The following is a 26,325-nucleotide window of genomic DNA, read 5'->3' on the forward strand; positions in this document are numbered from 1 at the left end:
ATGAATGGAGGAAGAAGAACTTATGAAAACTAATGTTCCATTGGAAGCTTTAACTATCGACCAATCCTACATGACGTTTCTCCTCCCTTTCAGCTATAACCACTCCCATAAAAAGTCCATTGCGGAGCATATAAAACAGAATGGTTATACATATTTCAGTTTAAATCAACCCAATAGCAACGAAACAGACCGATGTTACGGTGATGATATTAAAGTGGAAGTGCAGGAACTCGAACAATATTTCTTTCCGTATGTCGAACATAAGCTTTTCCCTTCTTCCATCCTTGAGAAGGGCTTTCACCGTTTTACAAATGTTATTAATATGGAATACGAACTTCAAATTAGAGAGGCAATTTATTCATTTCATGTACGTAGTATTGATATCATATTAGCGCCTTTTGGAGTTGCATTTCTATCTTTGCGCATCAAATTGGGACAAACCATGGAATTATCCGACGTCCTTGACTTTGCACAGCATTTTAGAGCAGTTGAATCACGTTTGGATGAAAACAAAGGGTCGAAAATCATCATTTCACCTAGTGCAGAAAATCTATCTATACATGACTTTATATTCAACCATTTATGCTCTTTCTTGAAAGAAATCCTTCTCCAAGACAAAAAATTGAAGGGTTATTTCGGCTCTCTTCCGTACATTGAGGATGAACGAATGTTCGTTTCCACTTTTATATTGACGAAGGAAGAACAACCCATCACACCCGAACAACTTTTCCGTATTGGCAATCTAAACGGAAAGTCACCAGAAGGAAAGCCTTTCATTTCGTCAACAAATCCAGAATACATTAAAAACTCCCTGTCAAAAACGCTACATGACCGATGGGCACCGGAACTGTATATGCTCACAACCGATCATGCTTTTTCGACGATTTCTAATCGAAATGCTACAGAGCTTTCGCAAGAACTGGGGCATCATATGGGCACTCATTTCTACAATCTTTTACTTCACTACTATTACAAAATTATGCTACTGCGTATGTCTTATGAATACAGTCAAATCGAATGGAAGAAAGATGCATACTACGTGAAATCACTTATAAAATTAATCACACTCTTCTCTTCATGGTATTATTTCAGGGAAATCAGTACCCGCACCGAAGGGAAAGAGCTGTCCACTCTCTTCAGAAACGCTTTCAATTTGGACATACTTTACAATGAAGTAAGTGAAACGCTGCAGCAATTGTACAAGAGTCAAGAAAACAGCCGTGCAGGACAAGTAAATACATTATTATTCATCTTAACGATATTTACTGTCGTTTCTGGAATTTACGGAATGAATCTGGTCATTTCGGATTGGGAAGCCCCTTCAGGTTGGAAAAATTATTCAACTTATACACTTTTCGAATGGATTTCACTCATCACCGCTGTTACAGGCATCGGATTATCAGGTTATCTAATTATTATCACCTTTGGTCGGATTCTTATGCAGAAGAGACGAAGTATGAAACATACGATGGATGATGAATGACTATATAGTTGTGGCCAAAATTCATTCATTGCGATTTTGGCCTTTTTCATGAAAAGCCTTGATTTCCAATTTGTATTTTGTATAATAAATAAGCCCTACAGTAAACTCAAAGTACAGTATAAGTAAACTTTTTTGTGCAAAGAAAGGAATGACGACGTTGCAAATCGGTAGGAAAATCAAAAGGCTTCGTCTAAAGAAAGGACTTACACAAGAAGAGCTTGGCGAGAGGACAGATGTAACGAAGGGGTATATTTCACAATTGGAACGGGAGCTTACTTCCCCCTCCATTGAGACTCTCTTTGCTTTGTTGGAAGTCCTAGGAACGACCCCAAAAGAGTTTTTTGAAGATCAAAAGAAAAACCTGAAAATCGTGTATACACCTGCTGACCAAACGACTTATATTAATGATGAACTGAAATACAAAATCCGCTGGCTCGTACCACGTTCCAATGAAAATGAAATGGAGCCCGTGCATATTACGTTTTCTCACAACGGTGAATTCAAACAGTTTGAACCTTCTCTTGCAGAAACGTTCATCTATATTTTATCCGGAAAAGTGGAAATCGAAATTGGCAACCATACATACAAAGCTATCGCTGGAGACTCGGTCTATTATGAAGCATCAGACAAGCATCGGATATCCAATTCTAACGAAGGACCGAGCGAATTTATACTTATTGCGACAGAATCTTATTTATAAGGGGGAAATAATTGATGACAACTGAACCAATTATCCGTTTTGACAATGTTTTGAAGAAATACAGTGATGATCATACCGTATTGGACAACGTTTCATTTGAAATGGAACGCGGAAAATTCTACACTTTATTAGGTCCTTCAGGATGCGGAAAGACAACGATTCTTCGTCTGATTGCTGGTTTTATCGAACCAACAGAAGGCACTATTTTTTTTAATGGAAAAAAGATCAACAACGTCCCTGCAAATGAACGACAAGTGAATACAGTTTTCCAGGATTATGCCCTATTCCCTCATTTGAATGTCTATGAAAATGTCGCATTTGGCCTTCGCATCAAAAAAGTAAAGAAGGCGGATATTGATGTACGTGTGAAAGAAGCATTAAAATTCGTTAACTTGGCGGGTTATGAAAATCGCGAAATCACCGAAATGTCAGGTGGACAACGACAAAGAGTCGCTATCGCGCGTGCAATCATCAATGACCCTGAAGTTATATTGCTTGATGAACCGTTATCCGCACTCGACTTAAAACTTCGTTCAGAGATGCAGTATGAGCTCCGTGAATTGCAGCAGCGGTTAGGCAAAACATTCGTCTTTGTCACACATGATCAGGAAGAAGCTCTAGCTATGTCTGACGAAATCTTTGTCCTGAATGTCGGTGCAATCCAACAGTCAGGTACCCCAAATGATATTTATGATGAACCAATTAATCGATTTGTAGCGGATTTCATCGGTGAATCCAATATCGTCAGAGGCCGTATGATTGAAGATTACGTCGTTGAATTTACTGGCAAGCAGTTCGACTGTGCAGATGCAGGCTTACAGCCAAATGAAAAAGTCGATATTGTTTTACGACCTGAAGATTTGGAAATTACGACTGTAAATAAAGGGAAATTGAATGTCACAGTCGATACGCAACTGTTCCGCGGAGTCCATTATGAATTGTCGACGTATGACAGTGATGGCAACGAATGGCTTGTTCATTCGACGAAGAAAGCGGATGTCGGAGCGGTTATCGGTTTGGATTTCGATCCTGCAGATATCCACGTCATGCGTTTAAACGAATCGGAAGAAGATTATGATGCGCGACTTGAGGCATATGGAGCAGTCGATGATGAAGAATAATCGACTAAGTACTTTTTATACAATCCCATATGCAGTATGGATTCTGCTGTTTGTCCTGGCACCAATAGGGTTAATCGTCTATTATTCATTTTTCGACCTGTCCGGCAATTTCACACTCGTTAATTATAAGAACTTTTTCTCGTCCGTCTATCTGACGTTGACGATCAGCTCATTCTGGTATGCATTCCTCATTACGTTTTTCTCATTGCTCATTGCGTACCCGACCGCCTATTTTCTGACTAAGACAAAACATAAGCAATTATGGCTATTACTCATCATCATTCCTTCTTGGATTAATCTTCTTTTGAAAACGTATGCATTCATTGGTTTGATGGGCTTGTATGGACCACTGAACGCTTTCTTGGAGACGATTGGAATTGGCAAGAAGCAAATTTTATTCACTGATTTCAGTTTTGTATTCGTGTCAGTTTATATTTTCATTCCATTCATGATTTTGCCGATTTTCAACGCACTTGACAGATTGAATCCAGCACTGATTGACGCTTCACGTGATTTAGGTGCCAATTCATGGACAACCTTCAAACGAGTCATTTGGCCTTTGACGCTGAACGGCGTCAAATCGGGTGTACAAGTCGTTTTCATACCAGCGTTATCGTTGTTCATGATTACACGCTTAATTGCGGGTAATAAAGTGATCACTCTCGGAACGGCGATTGAGCAACAATTCCTCGTTACACAAAACTGGGGGATGGGTTCAACAATTGCGGTATTCCTCATATTGTTCATGTTCATTATTATGCTCATTACGAGCGGCAATGAAAGGGGGATGACTGGCAATGGAAAGAATAGGTAAGCTTCCTAAAGCCTTTTTGGCAGTTGTTTTCATCATTTTGTACGCACCTATTTTCTATTTGATCTTTTACTCTTTCAATTCTGGTGGCGGGATGTCCAATTTCGAGTCATTCACGCTGGAACATTATGCAGCAGTGTTTGCAGACAAACGGCTAATTATCATCGTTATCAATACGATTGTCATCGCTTTATTGTCCGCCCTATTATCAACGACAATTGGCGTAATGGGTGCTTTGGCTATCTATTTCATGCGCAATAAAAAGATGCGTAATGCAGTCCTATCGTTAAACAACATATTGATGGTCAGTCCTGATGTAATTATCGGAGCTTCATTCCTAATTTTGTTTACGCTCATAGGCGTTAAACTAGGATTCGCTTCCGTTCTGATTTCCCATATCGCTTTCAGTATTCCGATTGTCGTGATTATGGTGCTTCCGAAACTTGCGGAAATGAATCCCACATTAATAGATGCAGCACTGGATCTTGGTGCTTCCAAAAAGGACATTATGAAACGGGTCATCATCCCTTTCATCCAACCAGGTATTTTTGCTGGTTTCTTCCTTGCTTTGACCTATTCACTCGATGATTTCGCCGTCACATTTTTCGTCACAGGCAACGGTTTCTCTACGTTATCAGTGGAAATCTATTCGATGGCAAGAACAGGTATCAGCTTAACGATTAATGCTCTTTCCGGTCTGATTTTCATTGTGACTGCGGGATTGGTTATCGGCTATTATTTGCTAAACCAAAAGTTGAAGACACCTTTCACGGGGGTGAAAAAATGAGATCGATAACACAATCCATCATTCTTATCCTTCTCGTTTCAGGAGTCCTTCTACTCGTTAACCGAGAGCTCAATGAAGGGAGCAAAACGGGAACAGATACAATTACTGTCTATAACTGGGGACAATATATCGACCCTGAACTGTTAAAGCAGTTCGAAGAAGAAACAGGAACAAAAGTCATTTATGAAACATTCGATTCAAACGAGGCAATGATGGGGAAAATCGAACAAGGTGGTACATCATACGACGTAACAATACCGTCTGAATACATGGTCGAAATGATGAAGGAAAAAGATCTTCTTCTACCAATTGATTATGATAAAGTTCCCAACATAAAACATATCGACCCTTATTTCTTAGATTTGGCTTTTGACCCTAACAATAAGTATTCCATCCCCTATTTTTGGGGCACCGTCGGCATTGCTTTTAACCCTTCCCTATTGGAAGGCCAGACGTTTGAGAGCTGGGATAATCTTTTGGATTCTTCTTTAAAACAGCGTGTCATCCTCGTTGACAGTGCTAGAGAGACGATTGGAATGGGATTGAACTCATTAGGTTATTCATTGAATTCCACGAAGCCAGAGGAGCTGCGGGAAGCGACAAATAAGTTAAAAGCCATGCGAGCTAATGTAAAAGCCGTGATTGGAGATGAAGTGACACAGCTAATGATTAATAACGAGGCTGCCATTTCATTGACTTGGTCTGGCCAAGCCGCTGATATGATGTATGAAAATGAGGATATTGACTATATCGTACCTGAAGAAGGGTCGAATCTATGGTTCGACAATATCGTTATTCCTAAAACTGCTGATAATATTGACGGGGCACATGCATTTATCAATTTTATGCTAGATCCTGAAGTTGCCGCACAAAATGCAGATTACGTCGGTTACTCTACGCCAAACCTTTCTGCACTTGATTTGATGGACCCTGAAGTCGTTGAAGATAAACGTTTTTATCCTGATGAAGAGACTCGCAGCCATTTAGAAGTGTATAAAAACCTTGGTCTAGAGGTGCTAGGCGTCTATAATGAACTCTTCCTTGAATTCAAGATGAGCTTAAATAAATAATACCTATCGCTATCCATTATCTACTTCAAAAGGTTGATGGATAGCGATTTTCGCTTCTCATATAAGTGTATTTACTTAAACACTATGGTAAACTACTTCAATAACACGATATAGTTTTTTCTTGAAAGGCGGAGTGCTTTTGTCGGAATCTAAATCCACTAATTTCGCACTCTATATCCTGATGTTCAATATGTTCATTGCAATGGCTGGTATCGGTCTGATCATCCCTATCATGCCTGAGTTTTTAAAGACATTTGGAGTTGCAGGAAAAGTGCTTGGTTTTCTTATTGCTATATTTTCATTCGCGCAATTTATTTTCTCACCATTATCAGGCGTATTATCTGATCGCCATGGTCGGAAGAAAATTATTATCATAGGTTTATTCATCTATGGTGCTTCCCAACTAGCTTTTAGTTTGTCCACCGAGTTATGGATGCTTTTTGTCGCTCGGTTCTTTTCAGGATTTGGTGCGGCTTTCCTTGTTCCACCGATGATGGCTTTCGTCGCTGATATAACACCCCTAGAAAAACGAGGTAGAGGGCTTGGACTTCTCGGAGCTTCCATGTCTCTAGGCTTCATGATTGGACCGGGAATCGGAGGATTTTTATCAACAATTAGTATTCACTTCCCTTTTTATGTGGCAGCGGGTGCTTCGTTCTTTGCGGCGGTCCTTTCCATCTTCATACTACCTAATCCTGCCCCATCGGTTGTAATCGAAAAAGCGCTCTTGAAATCGGAGAATTTACTGAGACAAATGATCAGGTCCACGAAGACCCCTTATTTCGTCCTACTAATTGTCATGTTCGTTTTCTCGTTCGGATTGGCGAACTATCAATCTACCTTGGCATTATTTGCCGATCAGAAATTTGGCTATGACGCGACTCAAATTGCAATTCTAATAACTGTCGGCGGATTTGTCGGTGTCATCGTTCAAACATTTGTTATCAACCCACTCTTCAAGCGTTATGGAGAGATGCGCATCATTCTAATTAATCTTCTTGTTGCAGCGCTTTCGATGTTCGCAATTTTGTTCGTCAATACGTTCTTTACCATTCTACTGGTTGCGGCAATTTTTTCGACCGCAACTTCACTTCTAAGGCCTGCAGTAAACACTCTTGTTTCTAAGCTTGCTGACGAGGAACAGGGATTTGCTGCTGGAATGATGAATGCTTATATGAGTCTTGGCAATATGGTCGGTCCGGCACTCGCCGGTTATATTTTCGATATTAATTATACTTTCCCTTACTTGCTCGGTACGTTGATTCTTCTCTTATGTTTTGTAATTGCGAGTACGTGGGCAAAAAAGAATACATTAATGCTTGCCGCAACGAGAACAAAATAAAACCTTATCTCCAATGCTTTCGCATTTATGGAGATAAGGTTTTTTTACGGTTTTATAATGGACAAAAAAGGTGGGTATCTTTTTTTTACAATTGCATCCTTTAATAGAGAAATATGAACCCGTCGATTTGCGTTCTGGCCGGACGCAATCCGCAGGGCGCGTAGTTTTTGCGACCGAGGAGACTCAAGCCACGCCCCTCGGAAAGTGTGCCGTCTGGAGCGCAAAGCAACATATTTGATATTTCATAGTGGCTCTATTGTCGAATTTCCTCTATACATAATACTTCTACTTACTCAATGTTCTAATGACAGATAGTTTAATTACTCATCGTTTTCGTTTCTTTTTCAATAATTCGCCGACATGATCCTCCGACATTGGAGGAGAATCTGTTTCGATTGGAACAGTTCTCCGATTCATAATACCCGAGAACATTCCAAATCTCCGCAATGTAATATCAATGAAAAACAGAACCATTGCCGTCAATATAAGCCAATTCGCAATCGGAAGACGATCTCCACTTTTAAATGGATGTTTTCTGAATGCATCACTAGGTGTATTCAGGACCATGCCACCAGTTCGTTCAGCTATCTTTGTAAGCATTGCCGAATCAGGCTCTGACTGTTTATATTCATCGCTGTAGGGCACTGATACACCGGCCTCGAACAGACCGCCTTTATCATCAGAAACACCGAAGAAAACAAGTCCTGGTTCAGCATCTAGTTGAACCCGTACTTTTCCGGGAGCTAACGGTTCCGTTTGAAACGGCACATCCACCCCTTGCTCATCTACAATCGAAATGTCAAGAAACGCTGAATTCCGGGATGTATCTGTAACAGTATATGTCCCGCCGCCCTCGTTCGAGATGACATAGGGTACATCTTCATAGGACGGCAATAATCTTGATACGGCAACATTCCAGAAATCCGCGTATCCTTCCCATCTCGCCAAATCACCAGACCATTTACCCGAAGAGTCGGAGGTGAAGGCGACTGTACGTCCGAGTCCATACATCCATTCTGCAATGACAGGATCCTCTTTTGGACTGTCTGCAACGATTGTCGCAGTCCCTTTTGGCGTAGCGGCAATATACGCATTCATTTGTGGAACCCCATCACTGAATAGTGACGTCCATTCCGGCACATTATTCAAGTTGACGTAAAAAGGATCATCTTCAATATAGGTTCTCGTCAACATGGATGTCTCCCTCGTTAGAATCGAAGGGACAGTTGACTCATCGACAGCATCATAGAACCTTCCGCCACCTATTTCCGCCAATTCCTCTAGTAGCCCGACATCTGCATCGGATCCAATAGAAACTGTTGACAACGTTATATTTGAGCTTTTCCCTTCAGAGATGACCTCTTCATAGTCCGGTGGCATATCCGACTGACCGTCTGTTAGCAAAATGATATGTTTTCGCTGTAGTTTCAAATCAGCCAAGTCTTCATATGCTTTTCTTATCGATGGAAAGATGTCCGTTCCGCCAGCCACAGGCACTGATAAGATTTGGTCAATCGCATCTTGTTTATCTTTTAGCGGCCCAACAGGAATGACTTCCCATATATCATGGTCGAATGCCGTAAAACCGAACGTATCATCGTTTCTGAGCAATTCCACCGCACGGGCGGCTGCTTCCCTTGCAATAACAATCTTCGAGCCTGACATACTTCCAGAGCGGTCTAATGAAATGACTAGACCGAGAGATGGTAATTGCTCTTTGCCCTTCACTTCCATTTCAACCGGTAGTAACCGTTCGATTGGTGATTTGAAATAACCACCAAGACCAAAACTTTCATCTCCACCTACCATCATGAAGCCGGTGCCGAATTTCTTCACAGCCTGCTCGATAACCGTCATTTTATGTTCTCCGACAAGATGTCCGGGAACATTATCAAAAATGATAGCTCCATACCCTAAATAACCTGACAGCGATTCGGGCAACTGATCTGTGTCGACAACATCCACATCTAATGCATTGCTATCCAACAATGAAGGAATGACCGATGGATTGCGTTCAGTCTGTACGACAAGAATTCTTGGAGACTGTTCAAGCTTTGTAATGGAAAGCATCCGGTTGTTTTCTAGGAAAGCGTCGTTCGGTACAATTATTTTCGCCTCGTATTTCAACAAGCCAGAACCCCTTGCTTCCATATTGAATGCGAAAGCATTGCCCCCTTCATCCAAAGTGATTCTCTCGTTAATAATTTCTTCATCATTTCTATATATCAACAGCTGTCCTTCTGCCTGAGTGGACGATTCTACTTCTACACGAACCAATTGTTTTTCGCCTTCGTAAGCGCTTCGCGGAGTTTCAAATAAAGAAATGGAGGCATCTGCCAAATTCGATCTTTTTAATTCCACAGTATCAATTTGAACACGGCTACCTTCATATTTAGGCAATAATTCTTCAATTGAACCTTCTGTTTCCAACCCATCTGAGAACAGTACGATACGGGTCGCCATCCCTGCTTTCGCAAAGGATGCTGCCAAGTCTACTGCCTTAGCGATATTTGTTGATCCACTTGATTGCATCGGTTCGATACTCGGTTGTAATAGTTCATGAGTAGTCAATTGCAAGTCCGTTCGGAATGAACCCGCGAACGAGTATAAGCCAGCAGATTGATTGACCTGACGTGCTTTCAAGCTCTCAGCAATCCATTCATCTGCCAACTTCCCTGCTTCCCCTACAGAGATGGATCTGTCCACGACAAACAAGATCTGTTCCTCTTCATTCGGTAAAAGCATATAAGGGACTGTAAGTGCAATGACAATGCAAATAATCGTAATGCTTCTTAATGTATAAAGAATGGTTGTTCTACTTTTGACTCTCGCTTTAGCATTTATCCAAGTAAAAATCATATACACGGCAATTGGAATAAGCAACAATAACCATAACGGTTCTTCAATTCGGATATCCACGACGTCTTTGCACCTCCCACTCGATCAATAACAGAAGGAGAACCGGCAAGAGAATCAGCCATCCAATCTTGTTTTTGCCTTCTTCTTTTCCATTGTTTATAGTATGAGCACCCAGTGAATAGCCCGATCCATGTTCAATTATTTTTTCACTCGGTTCGAGCTGGACTGTGAGTAATTCTTCTTTACCGTTATCTAGCAACTTATAGATACCTGGCTTAGCCGGTGCTACAAAACTTCCACCTTCCTGATACGTCGTGATATATTGATCATCGATTGTGAACACTTCAAGTCCTTCAGAACCACCACTTGTCAATATCGCTTTCCGTTCATTTGGTTTGAATGTTCCAACTACATTATTATCCGTCGTAAGCATTTCTGCCGCACTCCAGAAAAACAGCGGGAATGATGGATGCAGTGGCCAATCTGTCAACCCAATATCCGTCAGTATGATAATATCGCCTCTAGGTGACCGTTGAATGAATGGCTTATCTGATACGCTCGCTATCGTTTCATAGTTTTCGAACGACGGATACAATTCGCTTACGTAAACGTCTTCAACAGGCGCAAGCATGAAAAGTGCATCATTCTCCGTCTCCACACGACCCGACACTTGATCGGTTCCAGAATCATTCCTCCCGATCAACAGAATCGGCGATGTTCCTTCATTCAAGAACTTCGGATCATTCGTCACAAGGAGTGCCTCGTCGCGGGCAAGGTTCATTTGATTTACAAAACCTGATGTAATATTCAGTCCGATTGCTTCAAACGCTTTCTTGACAAGTTCATGCAATTGTTGATCGATAATGACTTCTGATGATTCATTCCCTAATAACACGAATGCTTCGTTGTCCAAATTATAATCATCCCCGATTTCGATCTGAGCCTTAATTGCAGATAGTTCAGGTAGTTCTTTAAAGGACAGCAATGTGTCAGACTGTGGATCCAATTTGAATTCCTGTCTATCAAGCTCTACTCCGTTCTCTTCATTACGAATTAGTAGAGTTCCTGACTGGACTGAAGTTGTCTGGTTTGCCAGTTTGACGATTGCTTCTGTCCCATTAGCTGTGGAAACTGCACCAAATTTTTCAATGCTCATGTTCGCAAGTGGTCGATCATTCGCATGTACCGTCCATCTAATACCATTTTCACTTTCCATAAAAACGGAACGATCAAGAAAGTCCGTAAAAATATGTACATCTACTCCGCCTTCAGAAGCGAGCGATTTCACAAAATCGAGCGAGCGCTGCATCTGTTCTTGCTCATAGTTCAAATCCAGTTGATCGATTGCACCCAAAATGGAATGTTCATCACGTTCTTCACGAATTACTAATGCAGGTTCTTTGCCAGTCGTGATAATTGATATTGCCTGCCCGGTTTTTTCTTTTGCAAGTTCCATCATCTTCTTTTTATTCTGATCAAATAAAGAATTATCTCCATCCTTAGCAGCCATGCTCGCAGACGTATCCACTACGAAAACAGTATGCTCAGCAACCTCTTCATCCTTTGGAAGATAAGGTCCTAATAAGATGAAAACCAATAATAGCAATGCTGCCATTTGAAGATAAAATAAAGCATTCCGTTGAAGATTTTTCAAGTATGGAGAGACCTTTGTTTCACGCATTGAGGTCTCCCAAAATAATGTAGAGGATATTGTAGTCGAAACGTACTTCTTCCTAAAAAAGTAATAAAGAAGGACGGCCAACGGAAAAACAGCCGTCCACATCCCATTCATATGATCGAATCCCACTTAGCCGTCCCCTTTCAACGTAACCACCCCACGTGGCGCATTTGTCTCGTAAAAACATCCATTGCGCCAGCCGAAACTTCTGTGTGTAAGTACTGAATGCCGAATTTGTTTGCAAGTGCCCTCATCTCAGCTTCATGTCTGACCTTTTTGTCATTATAGTCTTGGATCACGCGTCGCGTCATTGACACTTCAACAATTTCTTGTTTTTCTATATCAATTAACCGCATATCCCCCTCGTAATCTGGAAGTTCTTCTGACGGTGAATGAACTGTAATTAGACGGATATCTTTGCAAATGCCAGGTAGCCTTTTAAAAAGGGCTTCCCACTTACGAAGCTCCTCAAGTCCGTCCGTGATGATAAACAATACAGTGACAGCTTTTGGAATATGGCGCAGTGCAATTTCCGCAAATCCTGTGTCAACAGTTGGTTCTTCTAACTTCGAGATGAATTTCTTGAATGAAGCCCTGTGCAAAGCACCTTTTTTTCTAAAGAAATGATTCTGTTCTGCCGTCCAAGTGGAAAACGATACGGTATCTCCACTTTTCAAAGCGACCTGACCTAATCCGATGGCAAGTTGACGGGCAAACTTCCATTTCCCATCGGTTCCCATCGATTTCGTGGAATCTAAAAGTATATGTATCCGCATCTCCTGTTCATCGAGAAATTGTTTAATGAACGGTTTATCCGTACGGGCAAATACATTCCAATCAATATGGCGCAAATCATCTCCAGGATGGTATTCACGGAAATCAGAGAAATCCAATGAGGTCCCTGTCTTGCTCGACCGATGGGTTCCTTTATGCTGACCGAGGCGCCTCGACCTTGTCGAAATTGAAAGTGCGCCCAGTCTCTTCGTTAATCGATCTGGAAACAGTTCTTCTGCCATCAGATGGACACTCCCTGGCGGATCTCTTCCAATAATTTATCGATCAGCTGATCAACATCCACACCTTCCGCTTCTCCTTCATAATTGATAAGGATACGGTGTCTGAGTGCAGGCTTGGCAACTGTTTTAATATCCGCAATTGAAACATGAAACCGTCCTGCCATAAGAGCTCTGGCTTTCGCCAATCGGATGATTGATTGCAAGCCACGCGGTCCGCTGCCATATTGGACATATTGGCTCCACGCATCTCCTGTATCCGCTTTATGATGGGTCGCTGCCACAAGATCGACTGCATAATCCATCATTTCATCCGCAATCACAACCGTTTTCGCCATTTCCTGTGCCTCAATAATGGTTGCCGTATCCATCACTTTTTGTATTGGTATGGAATTAGGACCTGTTGTTCTAATCATGATTTGCTTCAATTCTTCTTTAGTTGGATAAGGCAATAAGACTTTGCAAACAAAGCGGTCCATTTGTGCTTCAGGCAAAGGATAGGTACCTTCCATTTCAATTGGATTCTGTGTAGCTAGCACGAAAAACGGTTTTGCCATCTTTCGTGTCTCACCTAAAACTGTCACCGTTTTCTCACCCATTGCTTCCAACAAAGCACTTTGTGTCTTTGGTGTTGCCCGGTTAATTTCATCCGCCAGAACCATTTGGCTAAAGATTGGTCCTTCTTTGAAAACAAACTTCTGAACGCCTTCAGGAGAACGTTCTAAAATACTTGTTCCTGTTATATCTGCAGGCATGAGATCGGGTGTGAACTGAATACGGGAAAAGGATAAATCCAATACTTCCGATATCGTTCTAATCAACATCGTTTTACCCAATCCTGGAAGGCCTTCAAGCAATGCATGCCCATCAGCCAATATCGAGTAAATCGAGAATTCAACAGCTTCTTGCTGACCGACTATGAATTTTCCGATTTCGTTACGCACATCACCGAGCTTATTGCTCATTTCTTCAAATTGTTCAGGTGAAAATGACATATTCACATCTCCTATTAATAAATAATTATTCGATTGACGAGAAATAATCGGACAAAATCCGTTGAAGATCTGCTGGCAGCTTCATCTTCTCAGACCCTTTCAAATAGGCGTCTTTATACGTGCCTACTACTTCTTTGTAAGGTTTCAATGTTCCCCGCTCCGTCAATCCTTCTCGCTCATTCTCTTCAATGAATTCACCAGCGCCTAGTTTGCCGCCATCTATCGAAGATTCACCGGGTTTCCCAAGTCGATCAGCAGGAATGGATAGCAGATCTCGACCACCTTTTCCAGATCCTTGACCTTGACCTTGACCCTGTCCTTGACCCTGTCCTTGACCTTGACCTTGACCTTGACCTTGACCTTGACCTTGACCCTGTCCTTGGCCTTGACCCTGTCCTTGACCTTCGCCTTGGCCTTGGCCTTGACCTTCGCCTTGACCTTCACCTTGACCTTCGCCTTCGCCTTGACCTTCACCTTGGCCTTCGCCTTCTCCCTGACCCTCGCCCTGGCCTTCGCTTTGATTTTCTCCTTGGCCTTGCCCATTTTCACTAGAAGAATTTTGACCAGTTCCCGGTTTGCCAGCTGAACCTTGCTGTGAATTCCCGGTTGGTGTTTTATCTCCAGCGCTAGCCAAAGCAGGCAATGAAGGTGCTTTGCCAATTTTATTCAGAGCACTTTGTGTTTTTCCTGCCTGTTGTGCCATCTTGTCAGCGAGGGGCTGTAATTGCGCCAATTCTTCTTGCTCAGTGTCACTTAACCCATCAGCATTACTTTTTTGTTTATCTGTCAGTCTTTGTTCTTTAAGCTTGAACTCTTTTTGCTTTTTTACTAATTCCTTCAACAATTGTTCAGTTGTTGCGGTGTCCTTTAGTTTCTCTGCAAGTTCTGTTAGTTCTTTTTTTAGTTCAGGATTCTTTTCTTTCTTGGCAAGTTCTTGAACTTCTTTTTTCAATTCCTCTGCGATTTCCTTTTCTTGAACGATTGCTTTCGCTTCTTCCTGAGTTGCTGAAGGAAACATGAATAGTAGCGTGGAAAAACCAAGCATGATAATGAAACCAATTAGCATTTTATTATTCATAAAAGTTTTCTTCCGTTTTCCGAACTGCATATACGCACTACTAATATTCTTTGTTGCATGAAACTCAATCGCTTGGGCAAATTCAGACTGTCGGACTCCGGAATCCATTGCTGTAACAAGTAGATTATCCGGTAAATAATTATCTAACCGCCAGAGAGCTTCATCCCTTGGCACCCTTTTTATAAAAATGACGATAAACGTCACTAAAATAGTTGTAACTGCTGTCCATAAAGCAATATGTTCATAATAAGGCAGGACGAAAAGTCTGGAAGCGGCGAGCAGTAATGTATAAAACAATGCAGCTACAAAAAGACCAGTTTGAACTTTATAGATGGATTGTTCAAAACGTAACGCTCTGAGTGTCTTATTTATATATGTGTGTAAAACTTTTTTCCGTTCCATCCTCTGCACCTCCTCATTTCGATCGTTTCATATTGACACGCAATTTCTTCACAGCAATGAAAATAGAAAAGACAGAAATCAATACATAAAATATCAAATAGCCGGCCCATATTGGAAAATCTATAAGTGTCATTTCATGTAATGACCGCTCCAATTCTGGCGATAAAAAAGTTGCGAACAGCACTGCCGGATTGATGGAAGCAAGGAAATGACCAATATAAGTGGGACTGACAATCGTTCCCATTTGATTGAACATTTTCACCTGTAAAACAATAATAAACAGAAAACCTGTTACTACAGAAAAGAACAGCATTGTACCATATGTCGCGATCATTGATACAATTGTTCTTCTAATTAACGTTGAAAACATGACGCCTATACTTCCGATTGCCAGTAAAGTCACAAACAGGAAAAGTAGAATCTTCAGGAAGTCCCATGGTGAAATACCGCCAAACAAAAACACAAGACTATAGACTGGAAGTCCCGCGACAATTAGTAACAATAGAAAAGCCACTGAGGAGAGAAGCTTCCCTGAGATGATTTGAAAGGAACTTTGAGATGTCGTCAACAAAATCGGCAACGTCTGCTTCTCCCTTTCAGCACTTATGGAACCCGCTGTCAGACCAGGTGCGGTGAACAGAACTAATCCCAGCTGGATAAATGATAGGAAAGCAAATAGCACGAAACTTTGACTCGGCCTGAAATAAGAGTTCCCTTCAATACTAACTGTCAGGAATATATAACCAAATACAAAAACGCACATAGCCAATAAGAAGAACAAAATTCCATTGAATCCTTTAAATGAACGGAATCTTAACTTCAACTCTTTTGAAAGAACCGGATTGTTAAAACTCATATTCAGTCGGCCCCTTTCGTAATTTCCATGAAGATGTCTTCGAGATCTGTAACATGTTCCATAAAGGACACAATCGGTAAATCCAGAAGCATCGCACTTTTTAGCATGTTGACCTGTTGTTCTTCTGAACCTTTATACATGAATGTCAGCTCGTCGTCAGAAATGATTTCAATATTTGTGACAAATGGTTGCTCTTCAAAAAATCCAACATTTCGAGTTGCGTTGCCTGCTAAACGGACAGTGATCGCTTTTTCACCTTGCAATTTTTTCTGTATTTCCGCAACCGATCCGTGCGCAATGAGTTTTCCATTATCAATGACGCCAATCTCATCACACATCTCAGCCAACTCCGGAAGGATATGGGAAGAAATCAAAATGGTCTTTCCCATGCCTTTAAGTGTCTTCAAAATATCACGCATTTCAACTCTGGCTCGCGGATCCAGACCTGAAGCCGGCTCATCCAAAATCAGAACTTTCGGATCATGTATAAGACTTCTTGCCAAACATAAACGCTGTTTCATCCCTCTGGATAACAAATCCACATAGGCGTATCGTTTATGTGTCAGATTAACCAATTCAAGTAATTGAGGAATCAGTTTTTGACGTTCTGCTTCGGGAATTCCGTAACTTGCACCATAGAAATCCAAGTATTCATCGGCTTTCAACTGATCGTACACACCAAAAAAGTCTGGCATATAACCAATCATTCCCCTTACTTCGGCAGGCTTCTCCCTGACACTTATGCCATTAATCAGCACTTCTCCAGAAGTCGCCTGCAATAAGGTAGATAGAATAAGAAATGTCGTCGACTTCCCTGCTCCGTTCGCTCCGACAAAACCAAAAACCGTACCTTCTTCTAATGTTAAATTTAAATTGTCAAGTGCAGTGAACTGCCCATACTTTTTCGTTAACCCAGTTATTTCAATCATTTTTTCACCTCACCATGGATATTGATTTCAGGGGGATACGCTTCATTTCCATATTGATTATCATTGAACACTAGCCGTAAACTAATCGTTCCATCATCTGTCACATAAGGTGTAGCTTCGTCAATTGTTAATTTCCTTTCGGATTCGAGTGGTTCGAATACACCTGTCGAATGGTTTAAAATACTAAGATCATACATTGTTTTTTGAATTTTAGAGATGTCGATTGATTTCCATTTCGAGACTTGTTTCAAGAATTCTTCTGGGACAGTCCACGTCTGAACATAGACATCTTCATCAAAATAATAAATATCGGCTTGATAACCTGAAGGATGTGCTTGTAAGTTATTCTTTTCAGAAATTAAATTCATAGTCATCATTTCTGGACTGATTGTCATATCGCCAGTAAATTCAACAATCGGACTGAAGGCTTGTGAAATCATCGTTAAAGAATCGATTGACGCTTTTGCACCTTTCATGTCAATTGGCGCAACTTGTGAATCTGTATAACCAATAATCGTTGGTTTAGGATGATTGTTCATATTGTTTCCTGAAAAATTAATCAAACTTTCTTTTCTCATCTTCAACAAATCATCTGTTGAAGATGGACCCTGTCCCATATACGATGAATTCGTCGGTTGCTTTCTTAAAAGTGTTGATGTTTTTAATGTTTCATCCACTTTGATTGTTTCACCTGGACCAAGATCTCCGAGAACAATTTGCTTCGTACCCGACCAAATTGATACATCTTTTAGTTGGAATGGGAAATTGTTCGTAATTTCACCTGTCAAATTTTTATCTTTCACTGTCAGATCTACCTTATACGTTCCAACACTGTCCAAAGTTGCTTGCCCATATACTGTTGCCACATTCCAATAACCGACATCGCGTAAGTGTAAGTTCGAACCCGCCGCATCTCTTTCTATAATCGCTTTTGCATGAGCGTTTGACCCCATTTGTGAAGGCCCAAACAACCCAGATGAGTACGGGGTATGTGTCGTTAAATTTACCCCTTTTGGCACAGTGAATACAAAATCCCCTGCTTTGTTCGTCAACACAGATTCAACAAAATAGCCCGAAAGCGTTCCATCCTGATCTACATCAAAAACAGATGTCTGTTGAAGCTGTGCTTTACCGATTCGATCTTTTGCACCGTAGGCAAAAATGAAAATAGAAACGGTTAACGCGAGGGCAGGTATAATCCACCACGCGTGTTCTCTTTTGTCTTTCTTTTTCAAGACAAAATACAGCACAGGTATAATTAATAGGATATAAAAAATAATAATTCCAAATATGAAAGGTGCAGACACTTTAAATGATGGAAATAGTTCATTTGAGCTTCCGATTGTCCATGACAATGCATCCATCGGTTCATCACTATACGGAGTTATCCCCGATGAAAGTAGTAGCTGATCACCTGCATCAATCAATTTACTCCAAACTTTCGATGCTCCTGACATTTTTGAAAACGGCTCATCACCTAATGAAAAAGAGGTTTGAATGACAAATCCTTTGCCTAACTGCTTGGACGCTGCTAGTATATCTGTTCCCGACGTATAGATGATATGCCCACCATCGTTTATCGTTGCTTTGGCAATCGTCACTTCCTTATCGAAAGTTTCACCACTTATCCATTGGTTGAATACATCTCCGCTCACGGTCGTCCGTTCACCAAGCTCAAGTGGAAGTGAATCGGAGAAAACGCCGGTTTCTGCCAAAACATGATCTGAACCTCCAACAATGAGCATGCCGCCCGCACGTACCCAATTATGCAAAGCCTCTTGTGCATCCACGGACAAATCAGCAATCGGATATTCATCAACGACGATTATATCCGTTGGCCCCCACCCTGCAGCTTCATCTGGCACTTTGACTGACGTAATCTTTGAGGCATCGATCAATTGCAAGCTTCCGTAGTTTGACAATCTAGCACCTTTTACTAGTGATACCCGATCGATATTATCAGTAAATGCGGTCATAATTTTCGTGTCCTCATGATACATCGCTACAGAAATTTGCTGGGAACCTTTATGACTAATCTCTTTTCCGTTCTTCCATCCACCTTCATAAAAGTAGATCGATTTCGAGTTCATGCCGTACATATTGTAATCAAACATTTTCGGAACGATAAACGTGACCGTTTTAGTCTCCCCTGCACCCAGATCCAACGGAAAAACTTCGCCCACACCCGAATCATATGACTGCTGCGTATCGATGACCATATCTCCGCTGAATGTGGAGGTCCCTTTGTTCTCAATTTCCACTGTGATTGGCGCGCCTTTTCCATACTTTGCTTTGCCATCAAATCCGGCAGTCACTTTCACGTTCAGTTCTGAAGCAGCTGAAACGTGGACATTCGGCAGGAATAAACAAACAGCAAACAAGGCGATAAGTATTCCCAATGGTTTCTTCCACATAATCCAATCCCCCTAATGGCTTTAGCCAGTGTTCTATAAACCTTACTTAATTAGTACGTTACGTAGAAAGCAAAGTTCCGTCTTATTCAGATTCTTTTCTTAATTTTTCTGCATATATATTGACGACCTCTGTAAAAGCGCTCACTTGTTTCAATGCAAAGGTCGATTCATATCCGATGAGCCAAGTATCACGTGTCAGTTCAAATTCCTCTTCGCTGTTTAGTAACGGTATTTTGTTCACCTTCTCATCTCCCGCCAATGTGATATTAGGAAGAATTGCATATCCAATACCGTTTAAGGCTAACTGTTTACATGTTTCAATCTGATCGACGGTAATTTGTCTGCCAGGATACTGTGAAAAATGTCGTTGCCACCAACGTTGAATTTCCATGTAGTAATTAGAGTCACTTTTAAACTGTATAAATGGACGTTCAGTATGCTTCAATTCATCAATAGACGTAATTTCTTGGTCGACTAGATATAACCGATCTCTGAACAAATAGGTCTTCTTGCTTTTCCAATCTACCTGGCCACGTACGATGCCTACGTGTGCTTCGCCTTCATACAATGCTTTCATGATTTCAGAACTCCAACCAGTCATCAATGAAATTTTTGCATCGGGATATCTTCTCACAAACTCTTTCAGCACTTGTGGTAACCACGTCTGTCCGATAATAGAAGCGCAGGCGATTTTAAGCGTTCCATGCACTTTATCTGCAAGGGATGCAATCATTTCAACCGTTTCCTCTTTTCGCAGTATGGTCTCCCTTGCATAGGTAATGACCAATTCGCCTGCCGGGGTAGGTTCGAGTCCTTTCTGTGAGCGAATGAACAGAAGGGAACCCCACTCTTTTTCAATCGTCTGCAGTCTTTGTGATAATGCGGGCTGGGACAAAAATAATCGTTCCGAGGCCTTCCGCATATTCCCTTCTTCCGCCAATGCTTTAATAATTTCCAGTTCAGTTGTCGTCATGTTGAATCACCCTTCCTTTTGGAATACGCAAAATGAGAAGGAGGCTGATGATAGCGAAAAGCAATACAGTCAGATACACCCATTGTAATGAGCTGTCAAGCGCAGTCTGTAACACTTCCAACTTTTGCACGCCTACCTTCTCTCTGGATTCCATAGTCATTAACGAATTAATATTGTCCACGGTATAATCAAGACCTTCTTTTTTAAATATCGATAGCAATGACGCATTCAATACCGCTCCAAAAATTGCGGCACCGACCGTATTTCCAAAGTTTCGCATGAACATATTAGCAGCCGTCGCAGCTCCCCTCCGCTCCCTGCGCACAGCCCCTTGAATTGTCACGATGAACGATGTGCTCGTCAGACCCATTCCTACACCAATGAAAAAGCTCGAAAATGCTGCCCATAATGGACCGGAACTTCCATTCATGAATACGAACAACAACGAACCGATCACAAGAGACAGTCCACCTGCAAAGGAAACCGTAAAAGTGCCAAACCTAATTAAAAGATGTCCTGCTATAGAAGACGCAATCGGCCAACCGATGGACATTGCCGTTAATGTAAATCCTGCTATAATAGCCGGTTGCTCCATTACACCAGTGACAAATGTCGGCAAATAGGAGGAAACGCCAATTAGAATGACTCCAGTTGTCAATGAAACAAGATTCGCATAAAAGATCACTGGATTTTTCCATATTGCAAAAGGCATCATCGGATCTTCTGCTCTTTTTTCAACAAAGATAAAGAGGCTGAATAACGAAATACTTAGAATTAGGAGAACGAAACTCACTCCTGATAAGCGTTCAAAAGACTGTCCACCCTCTACCAACCAATAAAGCAGTCCGGATAAAGATACCATCAATAATGCAGCCCCTTTTATATCGATAGACACCTTTCGTTCGATTTTCGGCTCATGAAGGAAAAAGAACACGCCCGCCATCGCTAAAAGACCTAAGGGGACATTGACCCAAAAAACATATTTCCAATCCATATACTGGACAATCAAACCACCAATTACAGGACCTGAAACGGCAGAAATTCCCCATACACTGGACAGATACCCTTGAATTTTCGCCCGTTCTTCTGTCGAATAAATATCTCCAACAATTGTCGTTGCAATCGGCATGACAACTCCTGCTCCAAACCCTTGAATAAGTCTAAAGAGGATCAACATTTCCATCGATGTGGAGAATCCGCACAGAATCGATCCAATCAAAAAAATAGTTAAACCAAAGAAAAATACGGGTTTGCGACCGAACACATCTGCCAACTTACCATATATTAAGACCGTCACAGTGCTCATAAGTAAGTATGAAGAAAAAATCCAACTATATCTAGAAAAACCGCCAAGCTCTGCAGCGATTGCAGGCATTGCCGTTGAAACGATCGTTGCTTCTACCGCTCCGACAAACATTGCAAGCATGACAGCTATGAGGACAAGTGTGCGCTTCGTCTCCATTTGTTTTGTCATTGTCTTTATAGTCTCCCCTTTCATCTGATCCGTACGATATGTAAAATAGCAAAAGGCCCCTATCGGAGCCTTTCAATAACTGGACTTATCCGTCCAATAACATTAATTTGTGTAGATATATTTCTTGAATTCCTTCAGCATGACTCTTCTCGTCAAAATGCCTGCAAATGTGCCATCTTCTTCTGTGACACATAGAAAAGTGTGATTAATAAGCAGGTCTAAACCTTTTTGGAATTTGTCTGTCGTTATTATGTGTGGGATGTCGGTCTGCATAATCTCATCGACTCTCAAGTCTTCCAGACGTTCATATTCAATCCGTTCCATTCCTAAAATGGAATCTGTGATCATCCCTATTCCAAGTAACCCTTTTAGATGATTTTTTGCATCAAGTACGGGAATTGCGGAATATCCGGTTTTTGTGAGGACGAGAAGGGCGTGTTCAGCATTGTTGCCAATTGTCACATGTGCTACTTTCTCTGCTGGAATTATATAATCGGCTATCGGCACATGCAGAAAATCCCTGTTATTTACAGAAATCATAAAGAATCGCTCCTTCAGTTCATAAGCTGTTATGAAACTCATACAACTCTATCATATCATAAATGACACGGAACGGCTCACTGATTCACTGAACAAACAAAAGAAAACCCCTTCTTATGCAGAAGAGGCCCAATAGTAAAAAATCACAAATAATATGAACAAAGATGCAATCCCGATGACCCAAATGATTGGATTCACTGTAAATGGATGATCCTCGATTACTTCAGGAATACTTTGGTCTTTTTCATTGAGTCTGACGACAGGTGCATTCCAATTTCTAACCGACTTCCAAGCGATAACCGTAATTATTACAATGACGACCACTACGGGAATCGTCCATATGTCCATCATAGTTCTGTCATCCTCCTAACCGTTGAATTACTAGTAGGATGGATAAGTTTACAGGATTAATACGCTAAAAGCTTAAAATTAGAATGGATATTGATTTAACCATTGTCCGCCATCCAAAGTGACGATTTCACCATTCATATAGGCCGCTTTACTCGACATGATGAATGCCGCCAGTTCAGCGATTTCTTCAGGCTGCCCGACCCGGCCGAGTGGCACCGAATTAATTGTCCGTTGAACTGCTTTTTCCGATTGGAATAACCGTTCAGCTCCACCTGTACGCTCAATTGGACCAGGAGCGATCCCATTTACCCTGAATCCGTATTTACGGCCCCATTCGACAGCAAGCGTCCTAGTCAAAGACATAACACCCGCTTTTGCCGCCGCTGAGTGAACAACTCCTGGACCAGCATCCCACGCATACGTTGCAAGCATATTCAAAATCGAACCTTTTTGGCCTTTTTTAATCCAATAGTTCCCTACAGCGCTTGAACAATAGAATGTCCCATTCAGAACGATATCAATCACTGAATTCCAACCATTCGGCGATAAATCTTCAGCTTGAACAATGAAATTCCCTGCAGCATTATTTACGAGCCCGTCAATTTTACCGAATTCTTTATCTGCAAATTCAACTAATCCTTGAACGTGTTCAATGTTTCGTACATCCATTTGAAAAGTTGAAGCATTCTTCCCGATTTCATTTTTTGCCGCTTCAAGTTTTTCTAAATCACGGCCTGTAATGATGACATTTGCACCTTCATCCGCAAATTTCTTCGCCATATATTTACCCATACCACTTGAACCGCCTGTAACAATTATCACCTGATCTTCAAACATGAAATTTCCCCCTTTTTAATGAATGAATATTCACTCATAATTGTATCATACCTTACTTGCAATTACGATAAAGTTTCTCCTACAACGTTTGAATTCACAAAAAAGAGACCTACCTTGAATAATTCAAGCAGGTCTCTTTAGATGTTAGAACACATGGATTCGTATCATTTATCGTAAGAAAAATATTTCTGTACGATTTCGTTGGCTGGTACAGGTCGACTAAATAGGAAGCCTTGTGCTTTATGGCAGTCAGCTGCTTTTAGTATTTCGGCTTGCAAATCTTTCTCCACACCCTCTGCGATCACTTCCATGCCAAGGTTATGGGCGAGATTAATGATGGTTTTGGCAATTGCTTCGTTTTTTTGATCCATTTCGATATCTTTGATAAAAGACCGATCGATTTTGATAATGTCTATAGGATATTGTTTTAAATAGCTTAATGACGAATAACCAGTACCAAAATCATCAACCGAAATCGTTACACCGATTTCTTTTAATTTCTGCAATGTTAAAATTGTATCATTCATATGCATCAATGCCGTTTCTGTAATTTCCACTTCAAATGAAGACGGATGAATTCCGTGCTTCTTTATCAAGTTTCTAATCTTTTCAGCAAACTCACTTGACCTGAATTGCTTAGATGAAATATTAACGGCTATTCTAACTGGTCGGAACTGTTTATCCTGCCACTCTCGAAGTTGCCTGCAAACGCCTTCAAGAACCCAGTCACCTATTGTGTGAATGAGGTCAGATTCCTCCGCTAATGGTATGAAGTCTCCCGGCGAAACAAATCCGAATTTCCGGTTATTCCATCTGAGCAATGCTTCAAAACTATCAATCAGACCTGTCTTCAAATTCACTTGAGGCTGATAATGGATTTCAAGTTCATTAAATTCAATTGCCCGACGCAGATGCGCTTCCAGCAAAGCTGTATCTGTGACAGAAGTATTCATCTCTTCACGGTAAAATCGATAATGAGATCGTCCCCGATCTTTTACAAACATAACAGCTTTTTCTGTTTTTTGCAGCAGATCATCTAGCACTGTTCCGTCATCGGGATATACAGCAATACCGATTGAAGACGAAATGAAATATTCTTGATGATTGAAGTAGAACGGTTTGGCAAAATCACTAAGGATTTTTTGAGCCAGTTTTTCGGTCTTTTCAATACAATGATCCCGAAATGAAATGATATATTCATCCCCGCCGTTCCGATAAAGCTTAGTACCTGGAGGGCAGACCATTTTTAGCCGCTCCGAAATCTTCTTCAGTATTTCATCCGCCCCATTACGTCCGATCGAGTCATTAATCGTTTTAAAACGGTCAAGATCAAGGAAGATGAACGATAATTTCTCTTTATGCCTAGTCGCATCTTCTGCATCTTCTTTGAAATGTTCTTTCAAAGCTCTTCGGTTCCATAAACCTGTCAACTGATCATGATAGGATAAAAACTGTAACCGTTCATGATTTTTATGATTAGAAGTCGTATCCCGCAATAGCAGATGGACCTCTTTCACTTCGTTATTGACGGTTACCGGCACTGTTTTCAAGTATGTTTGAAGAAGCTGGCCTTTTTTATGAAAAAACCGAATATTTTCAAGTTCGATGGATTCTCCTAAAAACGCTTTCCGTAAAAAGTGATTAAACATATCCACTTGACTCTCTTCGATCAAATTACCAATCGTTCGGCCACGTAATTCTTCCATCCGGTAACCAAATGTCTTATGTACAGCAGGATTGGCATGAGCGATTTGATACGTGGGATCAATTGTCAGTAAGGGATCCAAATTATGATTAATGACTGATTGATACTTTTCTTCAAATTCTAACTTCGCACGCCGCTCATCCAACATCTCTAACTGTTGACGGAATTCTACTAGATATAATTGGAGATACTCTTCCGATTCCAATTGTAAAATAGACATTTCAAACAAATTGGCCGTACTATCCTTTTCGAAAGGTAAAAATGTTTTGCTGTACGAATGATCTTTCATTTTCGATACTTGTTTATGTATAGGTACCCAAAGTTCTCCAAAAAAGTCTTGTGCATTATCTAATGGCTGTGCGAGATTGAAAAAATCCTTTGCAAGCTCATTACTGTAAACCATTGTCCATTCTTCAAGGCGGTTCCTTCCGATCATCAAGAAGAGGTTTTGAGGATGTTGGGAAAAATATTCTCCCAGAAAATCTTCAAGTTCATCTTTAACTATGTTATTCATGAATGCTTCCATGCATGTCATTTCTCCTAAGTCTTGCAATTTAACGAAGATATGTAGGTTGAATATGCCAATCTAAATCTTCATCACTATGAATCTACGTTACTTTACAAGTATACCTTTTAAATCGTAATAAAAAAAGTTATTCTTGAATATTTCTATTTATGATTAATAAAGTATCACAATGTCATGTCAATAAAATAGGTATGAGCAAAATTTTTGCGGGAGGATATAAAAATCTAAGAAGCCATTAATCTCCGTTTCAATCGGACGCTTTCGGCGGACACGGCCTCAGCCACTTCCCTCGCTGCGCTCAGTCCACGGTCTTCGGCTCGCGCTGTTCCCGTCCGAGTAGCCGATTTCCACTACGAAGCTTGTCAATAAACGTCATTACAT

21 protein-coding genes are annotated in these 26,325 nt (G+C 41.0%); 7 read left to right on the forward strand and 14 right to left on the reverse strand.

Annotated elements, in window-relative coordinates:
- Window positions 1-22: 22 nt before the first annotated feature.
- From QWT69_RS09865 to QWT69_RS09895, 7 genes are all read left to right on the forward strand, one after another.
- On the forward strand, window positions 23-1,483 hold the full coding sequence (locus QWT69_RS09865) for a hypothetical protein (RefSeq protein ID WP_317965251.1): 1,461 nt from the start codon (window positions 23-25) through the stop codon (window positions 1,481-1,483).
- 157 nt (window positions 1,484-1,640) lie between these two features.
- Entirely contained in the window at window positions 1,641-2,183 is a 543-nt protein-coding gene (locus tag QWT69_RS09870; RefSeq protein ID WP_317965253.1) for a helix-turn-helix domain-containing protein, read from the forward strand.
- A 14-nt stretch (window positions 2,184-2,197) separates the two neighbouring features.
- Window positions 2,198-3,304, forward strand: coding sequence for an ABC transporter ATP-binding protein (locus QWT69_RS09875; protein WP_317965255.1), 1,107 nt, complete (start codon window positions 2,198-2,200; stop codon window positions 3,302-3,304).
- Complete coding sequence (locus QWT69_RS09880) at window positions 3,294-4,118, forward strand: ABC transporter permease (protein WP_317971027.1); 825 nt, start codon at window positions 3,294-3,296, stop codon at window positions 4,116-4,118. Before QWT69_RS09875 ends, QWT69_RS09880 begins: the two co-directional genes overlap by 11 nt.
- A complete protein-coding gene (locus QWT69_RS09885) occupies window positions 4,102-4,902 on the forward strand; it encodes an ABC transporter permease (RefSeq protein WP_317965257.1) in 801 nt (266 codons plus the stop codon). The genes QWT69_RS09880 and QWT69_RS09885 overlap by 17 nt, the downstream gene beginning before the upstream one ends.
- Window positions 4,899-5,972: an ABC transporter substrate-binding protein gene (locus QWT69_RS09890; RefSeq protein WP_317965259.1), complete on the forward strand. Its 1,074-nt coding sequence runs from the start codon at window positions 4,899-4,901 to the stop codon at window positions 5,970-5,972. The genes QWT69_RS09885 and QWT69_RS09890 overlap by 4 nt, the downstream gene beginning before the upstream one ends.
- A 181-nt stretch (window positions 5,973-6,153) precedes the next feature.
- Window positions 6,154-7,314 (forward strand): MFS transporter, encoded by a 1,161-nt coding sequence (locus QWT69_RS09895; RefSeq protein ID WP_317971029.1) that lies wholly within the window; start codon window positions 6,154-6,156, stop codon window positions 7,312-7,314.
- A gap of 324 nt (window positions 7,315-7,638) precedes the next feature.
- Here the strand turns inward: QWT69_RS09895 and QWT69_RS09900 are convergent, their stop codons facing one another.
- From QWT69_RS09900 to QWT69_RS09965, 14 genes are all read right to left on the reverse strand, one after another.
- The gene (locus tag QWT69_RS09900; RefSeq protein ID WP_317965261.1) at window positions 7,639-10,233 is read right to left on the reverse strand and encodes a VWA domain-containing protein; all 2,595 of its coding nucleotides are present in this window, start codon (window positions 10,231-10,233) and stop codon (window positions 7,639-7,641) included.
- Window positions 10,217-11,965, reverse strand: a complete 1,749-nt coding sequence (locus tag QWT69_RS09905; protein ID WP_317971031.1) for a vWA domain-containing protein — start codon at window positions 11,963-11,965, stop codon at window positions 10,217-10,219. Before QWT69_RS09905 ends, QWT69_RS09900 begins: the two co-directional genes overlap by 17 nt.
- Window positions 11,966-11,994: 29 nt before the next feature.
- Window positions 11,995-12,867, reverse strand: a complete 873-nt coding sequence (locus tag QWT69_RS09910) for a DUF58 domain-containing protein (RefSeq protein WP_317965263.1) — start codon at window positions 12,865-12,867, stop codon at window positions 11,995-11,997.
- Window positions 12,867-13,859, reverse strand: a complete 993-nt coding sequence (locus QWT69_RS09915; protein ID WP_317965265.1) for an AAA family ATPase — start codon at window positions 13,857-13,859, stop codon at window positions 12,867-12,869. Before QWT69_RS09915 ends, QWT69_RS09910 begins: the two co-directional genes overlap by 1 nt.
- Window positions 13,860-13,884: 25 nt before the next feature.
- A complete protein-coding gene (locus tag QWT69_RS09920; protein WP_317965267.1) occupies window positions 13,885-15,339 on the reverse strand; it encodes a DUF8809 domain-containing protein in 1,455 nt (484 codons plus the stop codon).
- A 13-nt stretch (window positions 15,340-15,352) separates the two neighbouring features.
- Complete coding sequence (locus tag QWT69_RS09925) at window positions 15,353-16,201, reverse strand: ABC transporter permease (RefSeq protein WP_317971033.1); 849 nt, start codon at window positions 16,199-16,201, stop codon at window positions 15,353-15,355.
- Window positions 16,198-17,124: an ABC transporter ATP-binding protein gene (locus QWT69_RS09930; RefSeq protein ID WP_317965269.1), complete on the reverse strand. Its 927-nt coding sequence runs from the start codon at window positions 17,122-17,124 to the stop codon at window positions 16,198-16,200. Before QWT69_RS09930 ends, QWT69_RS09925 begins: the two co-directional genes overlap by 4 nt.
- The gene (locus QWT69_RS09935) at window positions 17,121-19,538 is read right to left on the reverse strand and encodes a DUF8725 domain-containing protein (RefSeq protein WP_317965271.1); all 2,418 of its coding nucleotides are present in this window, start codon (window positions 19,536-19,538) and stop codon (window positions 17,121-17,123) included. Before QWT69_RS09935 ends, QWT69_RS09930 begins: the two co-directional genes overlap by 4 nt.
- Window positions 19,539-19,620: 82 nt before the next feature.
- Complete coding sequence (ccpC, locus tag QWT69_RS09940; RefSeq protein WP_317965273.1) at window positions 19,621-20,511, reverse strand: transcriptional regulator CcpC; 891 nt, start codon at window positions 20,509-20,511, stop codon at window positions 19,621-19,623.
- A complete protein-coding gene (locus tag QWT69_RS09945) occupies window positions 20,498-21,985 on the reverse strand; it encodes an MDR family MFS transporter (RefSeq protein ID WP_317965275.1) in 1,488 nt (495 codons plus the stop codon). The genes ccpC and QWT69_RS09945 overlap by 14 nt, the downstream gene beginning before the upstream one ends.
- A 102-nt stretch (window positions 21,986-22,087) precedes the next feature.
- Window positions 22,088-22,525, reverse strand: coding sequence for a cyclic-di-AMP-binding protein CbpB (gene cbpB / locus QWT69_RS09950; protein WP_317965277.1), 438 nt, complete (start codon window positions 22,523-22,525; stop codon window positions 22,088-22,090).
- Between the two features lie 114 nt (window positions 22,526-22,639).
- Window positions 22,640-22,876: a hypothetical protein gene (locus tag QWT69_RS09955; RefSeq protein WP_317965279.1), complete on the reverse strand. Its 237-nt coding sequence runs from the start codon at window positions 22,874-22,876 to the stop codon at window positions 22,640-22,642.
- Between the two features lie 78 nt (window positions 22,877-22,954).
- Complete coding sequence (gene fadH / locus QWT69_RS09960) at window positions 22,955-23,713, reverse strand: 2,4-dienoyl-CoA reductase (RefSeq protein ID WP_317965281.1); 759 nt, start codon at window positions 23,711-23,713, stop codon at window positions 22,955-22,957.
- A 164-nt stretch (window positions 23,714-23,877) separates the two neighbouring features.
- Window positions 23,878-25,932, reverse strand: coding sequence for a putative bifunctional diguanylate cyclase/phosphodiesterase (locus QWT69_RS09965; RefSeq protein WP_317965283.1), 2,055 nt, complete (start codon window positions 25,930-25,932; stop codon window positions 23,878-23,880).
- Between the last annotated feature and the right edge of the window lie 393 nt (window positions 25,933-26,325).

This window comes from Sporosarcina oncorhynchi, from assembly GCF_033304615.1.
Classification (GTDB): Bacteria; Bacillota; Bacilli; order Bacillales_A; family Planococcaceae; genus Sporosarcina; species Sporosarcina oncorhynchi.

Coding starts and splice junctions, on each gene's coding strand:
- QWT69_RS09945 (WP_317965275.1), bottom strand. CDS start 21,985: ATGACAAAACAAATGGAGACGAAGCGCACACTTGTCCTCATAGCTGTC.
- QWT69_RS09955 (WP_317965279.1), bottom strand. CDS start 22,876: ATGATGGACATATGGACGATTCCCGTAGTGGTCGTCATTGTAATAATT.
- QWT69_RS09880 (WP_317971027.1), top strand. CDS start 3,294: ATGAAGAATAATCGACTAAGTACTTTTTATACAATCCCATATGCAGTA.
- ccpC (WP_317965273.1), bottom strand. CDS start 20,511: ATGACGACAACTGAACTGGAAATTATTAAAGCATTGGCGGAAGAAGGG.
- QWT69_RS09920 (WP_317965267.1), bottom strand. CDS start 15,339: ATGGAACGGAAAAAAGTTTTACACACATATATAAATAAGACACTCAGA.
- QWT69_RS09885 (WP_317965257.1), top strand. CDS start 4,102: ATGGAAAGAATAGGTAAGCTTCCTAAAGCCTTTTTGGCAGTTGTTTTC.
- QWT69_RS09865 (WP_317965251.1), top strand. CDS start 23: ATGAAAACTAATGTTCCATTGGAAGCTTTAACTATCGACCAATCCTAC.
- cbpB (WP_317965277.1), bottom strand. CDS start 22,525: ATGATTTCTGTAAATAACAGGGATTTTCTGCATGTGCCGATAGCCGAT.
- QWT69_RS09915 (WP_317965265.1), bottom strand. CDS start 13,859: ATGTCATTTTCACCTGAACAATTTGAAGAAATGAGCAATAAGCTCGGT.
- QWT69_RS09875 (WP_317965255.1), top strand. CDS start 2,198: ATGACAACTGAACCAATTATCCGTTTTGACAATGTTTTGAAGAAATAC.
- QWT69_RS09895 (WP_317971029.1), top strand. CDS start 6,154: ATGTTCAATATGTTCATTGCAATGGCTGGTATCGGTCTGATCATCCCT.
- QWT69_RS09935 (WP_317965271.1), bottom strand. CDS start 19,538: ATGTGGAAGAAACCATTGGGAATACTTATCGCCTTGTTTGCTGTTTGT.
- QWT69_RS09910 (WP_317965263.1), bottom strand. CDS start 12,867: ATGGCAGAAGAACTGTTTCCAGATCGATTAACGAAGAGACTGGGCGCA.
- QWT69_RS09890 (WP_317965259.1), top strand. CDS start 4,899: ATGAGATCGATAACACAATCCATCATTCTTATCCTTCTCGTTTCAGGA.
- QWT69_RS09905 (WP_317971031.1), bottom strand. CDS start 11,965: ATGAATGGGATGTGGACGGCTGTTTTTCCGTTGGCCGTCCTTCTTTAT.
- fadH (WP_317965281.1), bottom strand. CDS start 23,713: ATGTTTGAAGATCAGGTGATAATTGTTACAGGCGGTTCAAGTGGTATG.
- QWT69_RS09930 (WP_317965269.1), bottom strand. CDS start 17,124: ATGATTGAAATAACTGGGTTAACGAAAAAGTATGGGCAGTTCACTGCA.
- QWT69_RS09965 (WP_317965283.1), bottom strand. CDS start 25,932: ATGAATAACATAGTTAAAGATGAACTTGAAGATTTTCTGGGAGAATAT.